Here is a 15703-nt window from a genome sequence, read left to right as displayed (position 1 = left end):
CATGATAAAAGAAAGACCTACCCAAGACCAAATAAATAAAATGCTATGGAATGCCTGTGATACCTTTCGTGGAGCGTTCGATTCTTCGGAATATAAAAACTATATCCTTGTTTTTATGTTCGTGAAGTACCTTAGTGATGTTTGGAAAGACCATTACAACGAGTATAAAAAACAATATGGCGATAATGAAGAACTTATAAACCGAAAATTAAACCGTGAGCGTTTTGTCCTTCCAAAAAATTGCACATTCGATTATATCTACGACCACCGCAACGATGCGGATATAGGCGAACAAATAGATAAAATCCTATACAAAATTGAAGAACAAAACTTCGAGAAGCTGGATGGTGTGTTTCGTAACATAAGTTTCAATTCAGAAAAACTAGGTCAAACAAAAGACCGTAACCGTAGGTTGCTTAATCTTATAAAAGACTTTGCCAAACCAGAACTAGATTTTCGCCCATCACTATGGGAGGGAAAGCAAGATGTTTTGGGAGAAGCCTATATGTATCTATTGGAAAAGTTTGCTTCGGGAGCGGGTAAAAAAGGAGGTGAATTTTTTACACCAAAAGAAGTTTCACAACTGTTAGCAAGATTGGTGGCACCTAAAGAAGGGGCGAGAATCCTAGACCCAACTGCCGGAAGCGCTTCACTGTTGGTGCAGGTAGCAGAGCAAGTAACAGATAGCGACGGCAATCCATCCAGAGATTTTGCTGTCTATGGCCAGGAAAGCAATGGAGATACCTGGGCATTAAGCAAAATGAACTGCTTTATTCATGGTATGGATGCCGCGCGTATAGAGTGGTGTGACACTATAAACAACCCAAAACTCATTGAGGGAAATAGCCTAATGAAGTTCGATATAGTAGTAGCAAATCCACCATTTTCGCTTGATAAGTGGGGTCACGAAAATGCAGAGGCAGACCGTCATCGCAGGTTTTTACGAGGTGTACCCCCAAAATCCAAAGGAGACTACGCCTTTATTTTGCATATGATAGAAACTACACTACCCACAGGAAGAGTAGGAGTAATAGTACCCCACGGAGTACTTTTCCGTGGAGGAGCCGAAGGTAAAATACGCCAACGTCTCATAGAAGAAAACCTGTTAGAAGCCGTTGTAGGCCTCCCGTCAAACCTGTTCTTTGGCACAGGCATTCCCGCCGCCATCCTAATATTTAACAAAGCAAGAACTCGTACCCCGAGTGGCGTGGAGCGAAATATACTTTTTATAGATGCTAGTAAAGACTATCAGGACGGTAAAAAACAAAACGTCCTACGTGAAAAGGATATAGAAAAAGTGGTAAGCACATATAAGGCCTTTGAAACCAAAGACAAATACAGCTATGTAGCCACATTTGAGGAAGTAAAAGATAACGACTTTAATCTAAACATCCCCCGCTATGTAGATACGTTTGAGGAAGAAGAACCCGTAGATATTGAAGCTACAAAAAAAGAAATTGCTTCTCTGGAAACACAACTGGCTAAGGTACGTGAGGAAATGGAAGGTTATTTAAAAGAGCTAAACTTTTAACCTTATTAAATAACAAACTGAAACCAGAATTAAAACTAAAACAAACTCCTTGAATAAAGAAAAACTAAATATAAAACAACCTAACAGTCAGGCTGAGCCTTTTAAAAATATCAAGACAGGTTCTGTTAAAGGGCAATCCAATGACCTCGACAAGGTTCAAAACAGTAACCTTAGTTGTGACCGCGAAGGGATTCAAACCTTTGACCCTCAAAATAGCGAAGGAGCGACTACCGAAGCCTCGCCAAAAGTTGGCTACAAAAAAACCAAACTTGGATGGATTCCAGCTGAATGGGAGGTAAAAGAATTGAAAGAAATTGGTAACGTAATTTCGGGATTAACTTACAGTCCTGATGATGTAAGACCTAATGGTGTTTTAGTCCTTCGTTCATCAAATATTCAAGATAGTAAATTGTCATTTCATGACAATGTATATGTGGATCCTAAAAAGCTCAATTTCAATAGTTTGAAAAATAACGATATACTAATTTGTGTGCGAAATGGAAGTAGGTCTTTAATAGGTAAGAGTACATTAATTCCAAACGATTTAGTGGGAGAAGCGTTTGGAGCCTTTATGACAGTTTTTAGAAGCGAAAGCAATATTTATTTGAATCAGTTATTTAATTCAGATTTCTTTTATCGTGAAGTTCATAAAAACATAGGTGCTACTATTAACTCTATTAATGGTGGAAATCTAAAGAAATTTAAATTCCCAATTCCCCCTCCATCAGAACAAAAAAAAATAGCAGCTATCCTTACCACTTGGGATTCTGCCATTGCTTTACAACAAGACCTTATAACCGCCAAACAAAAGTTTAAAAAAGCTTTGACGCAGCAATTGCTCACAGGTAAAAAACGCTTTCCTGGGTTTGAGGGGGAGTGGGAGGAGGTAAAGTTAAACGACTTAGGTACGATTTATACTGGAGGTACACCCTCATCTTCAATTAAAAAATATTGGAATGGAGAAATTACTTGGTACACCCCTTCTGAAATACGAAAGGCAGGAAAATACATTAGCGTATCCGAAAGAAAAATTACAGCGTTAGGGTTAAGAAAATCTTCGGCTAAGCTATTTCCGAAACACACTATAGTAGTATGTACAAGAGCAACGATTGGTGAGGTATCTATTTCAACCATTGAAGCCTCCACTAATCAAGGTTTTAAAAACATATGTGTTAATAAAGATAACAATGTCGAGTTTGTTTATTACTTGCTTAAAACTAGTAAACAGGAATTCCTTCGTAAATCAAGTGGAAGTACCTTTTTAGAACTATCAACCACAGACTTTAGAAATATGAAATTTAAAGTTCCCACTATTTATGAACAACAAAAAATCGCTACCACGCTATCGGCAGCAGACCAAGAACTAACTCTATTACAAAACCAACTTATCCAACTCCAAGATCAAAAACGTGGCTTAATGCAACGGTTGTTGACGGGGGAGGTTAGGGTTAAAATTTAAATTATGATAAAAGATCACGACCATTCAAAATTTCTCATTCAGAGATTTGACCAATATACTGAAGGTGCTAATAGTAAAGGAAACTTTTTGTTGGCCTTCAATACCTTCTTATGTGGTTTTTTATTAAGTAGTTTTAATAGCGTAGTATCATTTGGTAGTAAAGATTTTAACAGCACAGTAGAGGTATTTTTAGGAGTTATAGTAATTCTAGGTGTTATTAGCATGTTCTTCACCCTTAGAGCTGTATATCCTTATTTACACACAGGTAATTCTTCTGAGAAAAGATACCACTCATTAGTGTTTTTTAAATCTATTTCTGAAATTTCCACTGAAGATGCCTTTGTAAAAGAATATAAAGAACAAAAAGAAAAGAAAGTAGGTAAGGATTTAGCAAAGCAAATTTACGCTGTATCTAAGGGGTTAACTCGAAAGTATAATCGTATCAAGTGGGCCATATGGTTTATTTATCCTCAACTATTCTTTCTTATTGTAATATTAATTTTAAAAATTGTTTAATGAAATTATTTGGAGAATATATAAGTGGTATTGAACGTGTGCTTGATAATGAGGATAATAGTTCAGGTTTGTATGGTGCTAGAAATCACGTTATGGAGTTATTGAATGAAAGTGTAGTTGCTTCAAAAAAAACATTTTCAAAAGGATTAGTGGTTGGCGATCTTCCAACTAATTCAAAAACCTTATTGGATTTTGACCATAATTATCTAAAAAGTTTATTTGGGGCTAACCCATCATCTTTTGATAACATACAAATTGGAAGTCATCCAGATTTTGAACATTTACAATCTAATCAAACTCTTAAACACCACTGTGTTTCCATGTTTGTAGACATTAAAGGCTCAACTCGATTAAGTCTAAATCATAGTTTAGAGGACATTCGTCTTATTAAAGATTCCCTTTTGACCTTGTCTATTAATATAGCAAATTTTTTTGGTGGCCATATTCACAGGCTACAGGGGGATGCAGCTTTTATTCAATTTGTCCGAAAGGAAAGACATCCTAATGATGCAATTATAAATGCTTTAAACATGGCTTCTGTTCTTTGCCAATTCGTGTCAAACGATTTAGCGCAATCGTTTGAAAGCAGAGGGTTAAAACCTATTAAAATAAGAATTGGAATTGACTATGGAAAAGATGATGAAGTTTTATGGTCGTATTATGGGATTCCAGGTTGTAATGAACTTACAACAACAAGTTTACATACAGATTTAGCTGCAAAGCTTCAAAATAAAGCAAAAAATAATTCAATAAGAATTGGAAAGAATATTGTGGAAGCGTTGGATTTACCTGATGATTATTACTCTATCCCGAGAATTTCTAATTCCGATGGAACTAGTAAGCCTGATTATTATATTCTTCAAAGTCCAGAATTGAATTATGCACAGTACGATTTTGATTGGAAAAAACATCTTATCGAGTTTCAATTTATGGGTAAGGATCAGAGTGGAAAATTAGAGGTTAAAGATATAATGTTTGAATTAAGATGCTTTGTTAAACAATCGGAAAACGAAGAAGAGTTTAGATATTTTGAAAATTCATTTGCACTTCCTAAAGGTTATAGTATGAGGTTTGTAATTTATAAAAATGGGTATCCATATCATAGATTAGTAAATGAAAAAATAACTTGGGAAGTTGAAAACAGAGGCAATGAGGCTAACATTGCAGATGACCTTAACCATGACTTTAAAGGTCACTATCACAACGAAACACAAGCAACAACCAATTCAGCTTATTTAGGTCATCATTTTTTAAAATGTAAAATTGTTCGCCAATTTGGCGATAATATAAACTTGAAGTTTCCAGTCTTTGTACAATAAAATATATATAAATGGCATCAACATATTCCGAAAACCAAGACTCCCAAGCCCCAGCTTTGCAACTTCTGCAAAAAATGGGTTGGCAGTACCTGTCGCCCCAACAATGTGTGCAAGAACGTGGGAGCGTGCTTATAGGTGTTTTACTTGAAAATATTTTGGCAACCCAACTGGCAGCTATCAATACTTTTGAGTATAAAAACAGCCAGTATAAATTTTCCACAGGGAGTATACAAGGTGCCATCAATGCAATAAAGGCAGTGCCAGAAGAAGGGCTGGTAGGAACTAACGAGCGGGTGTATGACCTCCTTACCCTGGGTAAAAGTTTTACCGAGACCATACAGGGAGATAGTAAAGGCTTTACCTTAAAATATATAGATTGGCAAAACCCAGAAAACAATAGCTACCACGTTACACAGGAATTTGAGGTAGAAGGTGGCAAAGGCAAACGTCGCCCAGATATAGTACTTTTTGTAAACGGCATCCCCTTTGTAGTGATAGAAAACAAACGCCGGGATAAAAACGAGTCGCTGGACGAGGCAATCTCACAGCACATTCGCAACCAAAAAAAAGGCAAAGGCATCCCGCGCTTGTTTCATCTTGCACAGTACATGCTAGCCGTACAGCCCAACGAGGTACACTATGGCACCACAGGCACCCCAAAACAATTTTGGTCTGTTTGGAAGGAGGATAATGGCGCACAAGTACAGCAACTACTAGCCAATACCTATCACGGCATCCCCGCACAAGATAAGTTAGCTACACAACAGGACAAAACGCTAGTCGCATTATGCAGTATAAACCGTGTAATGGAGTTGGCATACAAATTTATAGTCTATGACGGTCCTATAAAAAAAATAGCTCGCTACCAGCAGTATTTTGCCGTGCAAGATACTGTTGCTCGGGTAAAAGAACGGGATAGCAAAGAGAATAGACGAGGGGGTGTAATCTGGCACACTACGGGTAGCGGTAAATCACTCACTATGGTAATGCTCTCCAAAGCCTTAGCGCTGGACGCAACCATAGACAACCCTAGAGTTGTCATAGTAACAGACCGTATTAGTCTGGATAAGCAGATCTATAAAACCTTTGTTAATTGTGGTAAAACCGTTAAAAAAGCAACTAGCGGTTCCAATTTGGTGGAGTTATTACGGGACAAAGGCAATGAGATTATCACAACCATTATAGATAAGTTTCAGGTAGCCTCCACGCGCCTTAAAATAAAGGACAGCCAAAACATTTTTGTATTAGTAGACGAGAGCCACCGGAGCAATTACGGGAGTGCCCACGCCAGTATGAAAAAGATTTTACCCAACGCTGCCTACATAGGGTTTACCGGCACCCCACTTATGAAAGACGAAAAAAGTACCGCGCGAAAATTCGGGGGCTTTATCCATAAGTACACCATAGATCAAGCAGTAAAAGATGGAGCTGTATTACCCTTGCTATATGAAGGTAGAAGTGCAAAACTCACCATTAACAAACCACAAATAGACAAGGGCTTTGAGCGGTTGGCAAATCAGTTAGGCGAAGAAGCTCAAAAGGATTTAAAAAGAAAGTTTTCTTCTATTTCAAAAATTTATGAGAGCGATAGCGTAGTAGAAGAAATTGCTTATGACATTTCTAAGCATTACACAAAAAACTGGCAAAATACCAATGCCAAGGCGCAATTGGCAGTACCACGTATAGATGTAGCTATTAAATATCAAAAATACTTTGAAACACAAACAGACCCTGCCCTAAAAATAAATACCCGTGTAGTTTTTACGCCTCCAGATAGTCGGAAAGACAATGAAGATGTATGGCAGGAATCCAGCAATGAGTCTCGTAAGTATTGGGAGGGACTTATGCAACAGTTCAAGGATCAAGATACGTATGAAAATTACGTAGTAGAAAAATTTAAAGAAAAAGACGATACAGAGGTAGAGATCCTTATTGTAGTAAGCAAATTGTTAACAGGTTTTGACGCACCAATCAATACCTTATTATATTTAGCAAAACCAATAAAGGGTCATAACTTATTGCAAGCTATTGCAAGAGTAAATCGCTTATTTCAAGGAAAAGAATTTGGATATATTATAGATTACGTAGGCATTTTAGGAACCTTGGACGAAGCCCTAACCGCATACAGCGCCTTTGAAGATTTTGATGAAGAAGACCTAACCAACGCTGTGGAAGATATGAGTGCAGAAGTACGCAAAGTACCGCACCACCACGCAGCTGTATGGGATGTTTTTAAAAGCGTCAAAAACAAAAACGACTTAGAAGCGTTAGAGCGTTGCATTGCAGAAAAAGACCTAAGGGACGAGTTTTACGAAGCGCTATCACAATTTGCTAGAACGTTGCAGCTAGCTTTAGCTACAGATGTGTTTTACGAAGAATTTAATGAGCAACAAATAGCATACTACAAAAGCGAATTAAAAAAACTCCAAAGCCTACGAGTATCGGTACAATATCGTTATGCCGAAAAAATTAGTTATAAAGAATACGAACCTCGGGTAAAAAAACTTTTAGATACCTATGTTCATGCAGACGAAATTCTGGAAATAACTAAGGATGTAAACATTTTTGATAAAAACATGGTAGAAGAAGCGTTGGAAACCTACGGAAAAACCCCAGCCTCAAAAGCCGATTTTATTGCGCATAGAATGAAAAAAGTGATTACCGAGAATATGGAAAAGGACGAAGCCTACTATAAAAAGTTTTCCGACCTAATTCAACAAACCATAGATTTATTTCACGAAGGAAGATTAAGTGAAAAGGATTATTTAGACCGTATTAATCAAATCAAGGACGATTTTGAAAAAGGGCATCAAGAGGGAATTCCATCAATGGTAAAAGACAAACCACAAGCACGAGCAGTCTTTGGCGCTATTAGCGCTGTTTTACAGGAAGATTTAAAAAGTAAAAAAAATGATGAAAACGTAACAGTAAAATTAGCAGAAGCTGCCATAGATATTACTAAAATTATTGAAGGGCTTACAATTCGCGACTGGAAAAAAAATCTTGACGTACAAAATCAAATGGAAAATGCCATTGAAGATTATCTCATGCAACACCGTAAGACAATGGGTGTAGAGATCACTTTTGAGCAAATGGATTTAATATTGGCAAAGTGCCTTAAAGTGGCTAAAAATAATTTTTAATGCATCAAGTTAAGTACGGTACTCAAGTAATTGCTTTTTCACTCCAACAAGTGCCTAGGAAAACTTTGGCTATAGAAGTTCATCCAGATGGCAGTGTACATGTGATAGCCCCAGCAAAAGCCACACAAGTTCAAATAGAAGAAAAAGTACTTAAAAGAGCAAGGTGGATTAAAAAGCAACAAGAATATTTCCAACAATTTCTACCCACAACTCCTAAGAGGGAATATGTTTCGGGCGAAACTCATTTTTATGCAGGGAAAAGATATATTCTTAAAATTTTACTAGGGAAACAAGAATCTGTAAAACTAAAAGGAGGGGTATTGTTAATACAAACTAAAAACCCTTCAAAAGACAAAATAAAGGCATTACTGGCGTCATGGTATTATAAGCAAGCCAAACAAACGTCCAATAGAGTTTTTCAAAAAGCCATAAATAAATTTAAAGAAGTACCTCAAACTCCAGATAGTGTAGAATTAAAAAGAATGAAAAAAAGATGGGGTACTTGCACACCAGAAAACAAAATAGCAATCAACCCCGAACTTATTAAAGCTGCTTCCATGTGCATGGAATACGTAATGGTTCACGAGCTATGTCACATCCAAATCCCAAACCACAGCAAAGAATTCTACAAACTCTTAGAAGAAAAAATGCCAGACTATAAAAAATGGAAATTAAAATTGGAGCAGACAATGGCTTAACTTATAGTTTTTCAATTCTCACTAATTATATTCACCAAATCAAAAAACCCTCCCCGCAAACTCCCCAGCTGCGAAAAGGGTTTTCTAAAAATTCAGCAATCAACAATCTAAAATCATACTAGCTTACCAGCACCAACTCCATAGCATTACCACTGGCAAGCTCATACAAATCGCCAGTAACCTCTTGGTAAAATACTATACCAATAGCAGCCATAGCGGCAGTGGTGGCAGGTACAGCAATACCAAGGGCAAGGTCTACGGTAAGGGTGGTGTCGCTACCTACCATTCCTTCCAAAGGTATCCCGGCACTATAAGCAGTGCCACCAATAGCATTTTCATCTTCATTATCTGCTTCATAACTCCGCAGGTTTCTATCCCAGGCATAGTTGCTTAGCAGTCCTGTGGCTAGTACCAATTTAAAATGAGTAGCCCCTTCAGGTGGTTTAATAAAAGAATCCGTGTCAAAATCGGGTATTACCCAAGTAGTCACATCACGATTGGCATTAAGACTAGGAGCATCATAATGTGGAAAAAACTGTGCCGATAGGGGTGTTTTTCTGTCAAACACAAACCCTTCTAGCAGGTCGCTATTACCTACAATATCAATACTACGCTGGCCTCTGTTTCCAATTCCATTTGTAACAATGCGCTTCATAAGTGCTGTTAAGCGAGAAGCCAGATAGGTTTCTCCCATCAATTTTGCAACTTCACTAAAAGCTTGTCTAAACGCTTTACTTACTTTGGCGGCTCCGCCAAACTCTTGGTTGTTCTCACGAGTCCGTATAAAATTAGGATCGTTTGCAATGCGGCTTTTAGAAACCCCACTTTTGGTCTTTACGAAATTACTCCCGTCTTTTTGGTAAAAGGTCAACCCGTCCAGGGTACCTTCCAATCTAATAAACGAATTATTCTTCGCCATTTCTGTTTAGTTTTATGATGCTACATAATCATAACATCTGATTAAAAAAAAATTAATATATCTGTCCTTTGTGATCGATCAAACGCAGGAAAAATATCCAATTAAAGAAGCATATAGGCTTCAGCAACAAAATAAGGGGGAGTTGTAGGAGGGAGAAACCCCTCACATAGAACTACAAAGCAAAGACGGAAAACTCACATTTCCAAATATTTTCGACAAAGGGTAGATCATTAAAAGTGATGGTATCCTATTCCACCTAAGAAAATAGCTCAAACTTTAACACTTTGAGAAACTTCCCTACAGTTGAAATGCATAAAATAGTAACATACAGTATAAGAGCCTTGTAAATTGCGTACACCAAGCGTAGCAAATTTCTTATCTAAATCAAAAATAATAGAACCGGTAGTTGTATTGTTTAGATCATAAAACAACCAGATAATTTTGTAGGAAGAAAACTAAAGAAAATCATTAAAAAGTGTCCAAAACAGCTCCGTAGCTACCCCGTATGTGACCCGTATGTACCCCGTATGTACCCCGTGTCAACCCGTGTCATTCAAAATGAGTAAAAAAATATGCGTTCATTTGTAGGAAGAGAACGCATCAAAAGCAATAAATTCAAAAGAAAAGTAACCCTAAATTTCCCCAAATACTCATAAAAGTAAGCGTAGTTTCAACAATCAACAATCAACAATCAACAATCAACAATCAACAATCCACCATACTCTTTAACTCTTACCTCGTCAATCGTGCCTCGTAATTTGTAAATCATTCCCCCATGAACTCCACAACCTCCTCACACCGCTTACTCCATGGCCACACATATTGGGTGATCATAGGTATGTGCTTTTTATTCAGGATCTGAAACTCCACCCCAGGCTAAAACTGATGCAAAGCTTCCAGAAAGCGCCTGTTGGCAGTATCTATAGATTGGTAGCTCTTACTGCCCAAATAGATCTTAAACAACGTACTTTCCACAGAAAAGACATTAAAGCCTGGAAGTAACAATGCGCGAGTGATCAATAAATTGTGTAACAAATTTTAACTATAAAATAAGCAATAATCTTGGTACGTATATTGACACAATAGCATCGTAGAAATAGTATCCACAACACATATATTTTCTATATTAATAACTAGCTTTACGCCACGAACTACTAGTGTAGGGAGTAGATACATACGAGTGCTTACAAGCTTGAACCATCTTTAGCGGTGCTGTAAAAGTTAGTTTAGCTCACGCACCATAACAAACCTAAAAGTATACTTACATAAAAATGGATACACTACAAACCCCACAAATCTCCCTGGAAGATGAAATATTAATCATTAAAGCAAAACAGGATCTAACTCATGTTAGTTACCTGATGAAGGGTTTTAATTTTATAGGTGGTAAAATAGAAGATGGTGTGGAGCTGCTTCCCGAGAAGGTGCAATCGTTTGTGTTTAAGAAAACCACGTCCATTCTGGAAAATGTAGTAAAAGTGAATCTGAAGACCATGAAAAAAGGCAAGCCCTTTAAAAAGCCTTCAAAAATTGTATATAAAACCTTAGTGACCACCACAGGTGCTGCCAGTGGTTTTTTAGGGGCAGGAACACCCATTGTAGGACAAGCTGCATTTGCAGCAGATCTGGCGTTAACAACCAAATTCATCATGCGAACCATTATGGATATTGCAAGGGGCAAAGGGGAGGACTTACATACCCTAGAAGCGCAGTTTCAATGTTTTCAAGTGTTAGCGCTGGGAGGGAAGTCTAAAGACGATGATGGTTTAGATACCTCTTATTATGCGTCAAGAATCGCGATACAAACTGGTATCAATAAGGCTGGTGAAGTAGGAGTGCAGGGACTACTAAAGTCGTTTTCTTCCAGCACCAATCCTTTGTATAAATCCTTTTCAGCGATCGTTGCCCGGTTTAGCAGTAAAGTTTCAGAAAAAGTAGCTGTGCAGTTAATCCCTGTGGTGGGAGGTCTTACTGGCGGAGCTATTAACTATGCATTTATTTCTCATTTTCAAAAAATGGCAGAAGCACATTTTACCATCCGTATGCTGGAAAGAAAATATGGATTAGAAGCAGTCCAGAAAAAATATGGAGTTATAGAAATATAACAAGCGCTATACATAATAGCACCTCGAGCGTAGTCGAGGGGCCAGATCAAAGGTGGCTGAGCCTGCCTGCCAATTAGGTAGGTGTTTTTAATATCGGCCAGATAGGCCAATCTTAAGAAATGTACCCTAACACTAGTAATCAGTTCTCCAAATTAAAGGTGGCTGAGCCTGCCTACCAATTAGGTAGGTGTTTTTAATATCGGCCCCAAGGGCCGACATTAAAAATGTACCGAAGCCATAAACTCCACAACCTCCTTATACCGCTTACTCCAGGGCCACACATATTGCGTGATCATAGGTATGTGCTTTTTATTCAGGATCTGAAATTGCACTTCAGGTTGAAACTCGTGTAAGGCTTCCAGAAAGCGCCTGTTGGCAGTGTCTATAGATTGGTAGGTCTTACTCCCCAGATAGATCTTAAACGGTGGGCTCTGTTCATTCAGGAAATAAATAGGGGAGGCGGCTTTCCACGTTTCGGGGTTTGCCGTCCAGGTGGTTAGGTAGTCGTCCTCTGCGGTGGGTGGGTTTTCTTGTAAGTAATGGTACATATCCAGCGCGGCGGCATCGTTTAGGATAATACCCGCAATGCTGCTGGGGTCAATTCCATACTTGGGGTTTAGGGTAGCCAGGGTAATTAAATGCCCCCCAGCCGAATGTCCCGTAAGGTAGATCTGTGAGGGATCGCCACCATACTTATCAATGTTGTTTTGGGTCCAGGTAATAGCCTCGGCTATCTGTTGGGTCATGGTATCGTAATTGGCGTGCGGACTTAGGGTATAGTCTGGGAGGACGGTTACCACCTCGTGCTTGGCAAAGTTGCGTCCAAAGAAACCATACAACTCTTTGCTACCACTATTCCAGTTCCCACCATAAACATAGATAAGCACAGGACGTTTGGTTTCAGATGGTTTTCTTGGGGTGAAAATGTTAAGGGTAGGAATGCTGCCGTTAGTTTCTATTTGCAACTCCGGTTGGCTGAGGTAGGAGAGATTGCCGTGTTTTTTAACGGCGCAAGAAGCGAATAGGGAGGCGATGAAGGTAAGTAATAAAAGGGGGCGCATTAGGGTATTTTGTTTTAGATAATGAAAAATAGAACAGAGAATAGAGAACAGAGAACAAAGAAACAAGACCATAAACTATGAATAAAGAACAAAGAACCATGAACTATCAAATCCAAAGATAACTGCTAGCAACTTCCCATTCCGTTAAGAAAACGGTAAGGTTTGCAACTAGTAGCTTGAAGGATATTTAAGCACCTTTATTCTTGAGTACCTTCCAAAATACCCAGGCAAAAAATACGCCAAACAAAAAGTCATTGGCGCCATAGATACTATAGAAAACACCTGCCAACATATCTTGCTTATACACAGCAGCGAGGGAGTGGGAGGTAAGCCATTGCAAATACACTAGCACATAGATACACTTCTCCAGAACAAAAACTGCAATCAGCCACGGAACAGCTTGGTAGCTTTTACGCACTGCGATATACGCCAACCCCCAAAGGATAATAGAAATCAGTCCAAAATAGCCCATGACATCCGGCTGGGTTTCCAGTAGCACGGTATTGGTAAACAGTTTTGAGAAGAGTAAAACGCCCAGAATGTTGCTAAGTCCTGCGAAGAGAAAGCCTTTGGAGATGGTAGTTGGTTTCATAATACGTTTTTGTTGATTTTAGAAAATAGAGTTTGGAATATTGAACAGTTAACAAAGAACAAAGAACAAAGAACAGAGAACAAAGAACAGAGAACAGAGAACAGAGAACAAAGAGAAAAACCACCTACCACCTACCACCTACCACCTACCACCTACAACCTAAGACCTCCAAAGATAACCTATCACACTCATATTCGAAACCTAGCGTGGGAAGCTTTATAATACTTCGTATTATTCTAAAGGTTAATCTTTCTATAAAGCCAGGCCTCTTAAAACCAGTGTCGCCGTATCTTTAATGAAAAGTATTGCTATGGATATTCGAACCAACGAACCCTTTTGGCTTATAAAAAATGCGCTCCCTACAAGTTACCCTTCGCTTCAGGAAGACCTGGAAACTGAGGTAGTAATCCTTGGCGGTGGTATTACGGGCGCATTGATTGCCTACCAACTTCTGCAAGAAAACTATAAAGTCGTGCTGCTGGAAAAGCGGGATGTTTTTAACGGAAGTAGTGCCGCGAGTACTGCCATGTTGCAATACGAAGTAGATGTGCCGCTTCACGAATTGATAGAGCAGGTGGGTCTTACCGTAGCGGTGTCCAGCTATAAAGCCTGTGAGGAAGCTATTTTTAGTTTGGAAGCACTGGTGAAGGATATTAAAAGCGACTGCGACTTCCAACGGAAAAAGAGTGTGTACTTTACTACCAGCAAGAAAGACGTAGCCTTCCTAAAACAAGAATACGAAGCCCGCAAGGAACACGGCTTTAAAGTATCCTGGCTGGATGCCGAAAAGGTACAGGCCCTGGGTATTAAAGAGGGACGTGCCGCTATTGTATCTGCCTCCGGCGCGTGTATGGACCCGTATAAGTTTACGCAAGATCTCCTAAAGGTTTGTGTAGCTAAAGGTCTTACTATTTATGACCGAACAGAAGTGACTTCCATCACACATAAAGAAGATCATATTCAATTGAAAACAAAAGAGGGGCAAAAAGTAACCACAACACATTTGGTACACTGTACAGGCTATGAAAGTGTACAAACGCTGGATGAAGATATTGTAGCGTTAAAGAGCACCTATGCTTTGGCTTCTGAAGTAGTGCCGAAACTCCCTGCTGCTTTTAAGAAACATATTTTCTGGGATACGTCTAAACCCTATTTGTATTTCAGAGATACTCCTGAAGGCAGAATTATTATGGGCGGTGGCGATGAAAAGTTTAAGAATGCAAGTGCACGTGATGGCCTGCTGCCGAAAAAGGAAAAGGCATTAACCAAAGCATGTAACCAGACCTTTCCTGAAATCCCTTTTATCATGGATTATTCCTGGGCAGGCACCTTTGGCGAAACGAAAGATGGGCTCCCCTATATAGGAAAACCAGATGCAGCTAAAAATGAACACTATGTGCTGGGGTTTGGCGGCAACGGCATCACCTTTAGCGTTATGGGAATGCAAGCCATAGGCGCGAGTATAGAAGGCACTCCGCATCCCTTTTTGGAGTACTATAAATTTGGGAGGTAGATTTTTATGGTCGGTTTACTGCTATAAAATCAGTTGATTTATTTTGAGAATTGGATTCAGAACTTTAAAAGATATTTTCCCTAATCCCTAATCCCTAATCCCTAATCCCTAATCCCTCAAAATCTTTCACCTTATCGTACGCCAATTCCTGAAAACTGGACACCACCATGTTCGCATGGCTATAGTCCTGGTCTGTACTGTGTTTGCTGTCGTAACCCGCGACAAAGATCCCAGCGTCATTGGCGGCTTTAATTCCGTTGCTGGAGTCTTCTATCACCATACAATGCTCACGGGGATGCCCGGCAGCTTCGGCAGCTTTTATAAAGATCTCGGGATGGGGTTTGCTTTTTTCCAGATCGGCACCACTTAGTTTGGCGACGAAGTATGGGTCCAGATCGAACCTTTCAAATATCCTGTCAATATTAGGCATAGAAGCCGAGGATGCTAATACTAGGGTAAGTCCATTGCTGTGGTAATCTTTTATCAAGTCCAACACCCCATCCAAAAGTTGCAGCGTATCGTCATTGTCAAAAAGATGCTTAAAGTGCTTTCGTTTACAGGCAACCAAGGTTTCAGGCGCTTCGGAAAGCTGAAAGTGCTCTACCAACTCCTTACAAATATTCATAGTTGCTTGTCCGGTAAAGCCTGTGTACATGGCTTCAGATACATCGATCCCCGTCTCGTTAAACATCCTAAAATAAGCCTTGCGGTGAAGGGGTTCGGTATCTACGATTACGCCGTCCATATCAAATAAAACAGCTTTCAACATACTATAGCATTTAAATATAATAACTGATTAGGTTCCTGAGTGATTCCGCTTTTCCGCGGAATTGTATCGAAGGGCATC

Annotated in this window: 13 protein-coding genes; 9 read left to right on the top strand and 4 right to left on the bottom strand. The window is 39.1% G+C overall.

Annotation, left to right across the window (positions count from 1 at the left end; all coding sequences use genetic code 11):
• Position 1: 1 nt before the first annotated feature.
• From ACQ2HF_RS15530 to ACQ2HF_RS15505, 6 genes are read left to right on the top strand one after another with little or no spacing between them, the layout of a single operon-like run.
• The gene (locus ACQ2HF_RS15530; RefSeq protein WP_432411336.1) at positions 2-1531 is read left to right on the top strand and encodes a type I restriction-modification system subunit M; all 1530 of its coding nucleotides are present in this window, start codon (positions 2-4) and stop codon (positions 1529-1531) included.
• A 49-nt stretch (positions 1532-1580) separates the two neighbouring features.
• Positions 1581-2990, top strand: a complete 1410-nt coding sequence (locus ACQ2HF_RS15525) for a restriction endonuclease subunit S (protein ID WP_432411335.1) — start codon at positions 1581-1583, stop codon at positions 2988-2990.
• Between the two features lie 3 nt (positions 2991-2993).
• Positions 2994-3506, top strand: coding sequence for a Pycsar system effector family protein (locus ACQ2HF_RS15520; protein ID WP_432411334.1), 513 nt, complete (start codon positions 2994-2996; stop codon positions 3504-3506).
• The gene (locus ACQ2HF_RS15515) at positions 3506-4825 is read left to right on the top strand and encodes a nucleotide-binding domain-containing protein (protein WP_432411333.1); all 1320 of its coding nucleotides are present in this window, start codon (positions 3506-3508) and stop codon (positions 4823-4825) included. Before ACQ2HF_RS15520 ends, ACQ2HF_RS15515 begins: the two co-directional genes overlap by 1 nt.
• An 11-nt stretch (positions 4826-4836) precedes the next feature.
• Positions 4837-7968, top strand: coding sequence for a type I restriction endonuclease subunit R (locus tag ACQ2HF_RS15510; RefSeq protein WP_432411332.1), 3132 nt, complete (start codon positions 4837-4839; stop codon positions 7966-7968).
• Positions 7968-8666 (top strand): M48 family metallopeptidase, encoded by a 699-nt coding sequence (locus ACQ2HF_RS15505; RefSeq protein ID WP_432411331.1) that lies wholly within the window; start codon positions 7968-7970, stop codon positions 8664-8666. The genes ACQ2HF_RS15510 and ACQ2HF_RS15505 overlap by 1 nt, the downstream gene beginning before the upstream one ends.
• Positions 8667-8784: 118 nt before the next feature.
• Here the strand turns inward: ACQ2HF_RS15505 and ACQ2HF_RS15500 are convergent, their stop codons facing one another.
• On the bottom strand, positions 8785-9585 hold the full coding sequence (locus tag ACQ2HF_RS15500; protein WP_432411330.1) for a hypothetical protein: 801 nt from the start codon (positions 9583-9585) through the stop codon (positions 8785-8787).
• A 1271-nt stretch (positions 9586-10856) separates the two neighbouring features.
• Here ACQ2HF_RS15500 and ACQ2HF_RS15495 point away from each other — a divergent pair.
• A complete protein-coding gene (locus tag ACQ2HF_RS15495; protein ID WP_432411329.1) occupies positions 10857-11690 on the top strand; it encodes an EcsC family protein in 834 nt (277 codons plus the stop codon).
• A 218-nt stretch (positions 11691-11908) separates the two neighbouring features.
• Here the strand turns inward: ACQ2HF_RS15495 and ACQ2HF_RS15490 are convergent, their stop codons facing one another.
• On the bottom strand, positions 11909-12751 hold the full coding sequence (locus ACQ2HF_RS15490) for an alpha/beta hydrolase (RefSeq protein ID WP_432411328.1): 843 nt from the start codon (positions 12749-12751) through the stop codon (positions 11909-11911).
• A 187-nt stretch (positions 12752-12938) separates the two neighbouring features.
• Positions 12939-13343 (bottom strand): hypothetical protein, encoded by a 405-nt coding sequence (locus tag ACQ2HF_RS15485; protein ID WP_432411327.1) that lies wholly within the window; start codon positions 13341-13343, stop codon positions 12939-12941.
• Positions 13344-13355: 12 nt separating this feature from the next.
• Here ACQ2HF_RS15485 and ACQ2HF_RS15480 point away from each other — a divergent pair, with 12 nt between their 5' ends.
• Positions 13356-13565 carry a hypothetical protein gene (locus ACQ2HF_RS15480; protein ID WP_432411326.1) on the top strand — a complete coding sequence of 70 codons (210 nt, stop codon included), beginning with the start codon at positions 13356-13358 and terminating at the stop codon, positions 13563-13565.
• A gap of 88 nt (positions 13566-13653) precedes the next feature.
• A complete protein-coding gene (locus tag ACQ2HF_RS15475; RefSeq protein WP_432411325.1) occupies positions 13654-14856 on the top strand; it encodes an NAD(P)/FAD-dependent oxidoreductase in 1203 nt (400 codons plus the stop codon).
• A 94-nt stretch (positions 14857-14950) separates the two neighbouring features.
• Here ACQ2HF_RS15475 and ACQ2HF_RS15470 read toward each other — a convergent pair whose 3' ends face one another.
• Positions 14951-15625, bottom strand: a complete 675-nt coding sequence (locus ACQ2HF_RS15470) for an HAD family hydrolase (protein ID WP_432411324.1) — start codon at positions 15623-15625, stop codon at positions 14951-14953.
• Positions 15626-15703 lie beyond the last annotated feature (78 nt).

Origin of the sequence: Rasiella sp. SM2506 (assembly GCF_050859505.1) — a bacterium.
Classification (GTDB): Bacteria; Bacteroidota; Bacteroidia; order Flavobacteriales; family Flavobacteriaceae; genus Marinirhabdus.
The sequence above is the reverse complement of the archived record's forward strand: the minus strand, read 5'-3'. Positions and strand labels throughout refer to the sequence as shown.

Bases quoted from the DNA above. Each gene is read 5' to 3' on its own strand.
- ACQ2HF_RS15470 (WP_432411324.1), bottom strand. From the start codon at position 15,625: ATGTTGAAAGCTGTTTTATTTGATATGGACGGCGTAATCGTAGATACC.
- ACQ2HF_RS15515 (WP_432411333.1), top strand. From the start codon at position 3,506: ATGAAATTATTTGGAGAATATATAAGTGGTATTGAACGTGTGCTTGAT.
- ACQ2HF_RS15490 (WP_432411328.1), bottom strand. From the start codon at position 12,751: ATGCGCCCCCTTTTATTACTTACCTTCATCGCCTCCCTATTCGCTTCT.
- ACQ2HF_RS15520 (WP_432411334.1), top strand. From the start codon at position 2,994: ATGATAAAAGATCACGACCATTCAAAATTTCTCATTCAGAGATTTGAC.
- ACQ2HF_RS15485 (WP_432411327.1), bottom strand. From the start codon at position 13,343: ATGAAACCAACTACCATCTCCAAAGGCTTTCTCTTCGCAGGACTTAGC.
- ACQ2HF_RS15475 (WP_432411325.1), top strand. From the start codon at position 13,654: ATGGATATTCGAACCAACGAACCCTTTTGGCTTATAAAAAATGCGCTC.
- ACQ2HF_RS15495 (WP_432411329.1), top strand. From the start codon at position 10,857: ATGGATACACTACAAACCCCACAAATCTCCCTGGAAGATGAAATATTA.
- ACQ2HF_RS15505 (WP_432411331.1), top strand. From the start codon at position 7,968: ATGCATCAAGTTAAGTACGGTACTCAAGTAATTGCTTTTTCACTCCAA.
- ACQ2HF_RS15510 (WP_432411332.1), top strand. From the start codon at position 4,837: ATGGCATCAACATATTCCGAAAACCAAGACTCCCAAGCCCCAGCTTTG.
- ACQ2HF_RS15500 (WP_432411330.1), bottom strand. From the start codon at position 9,585: ATGGCGAAGAATAATTCGTTTATTAGATTGGAAGGTACCCTGGACGGG.
- ACQ2HF_RS15530 (WP_432411336.1), top strand. From the start codon at position 2: ATGATAAAAGAAAGACCTACCCAAGACCAAATAAATAAAATGCTATGG.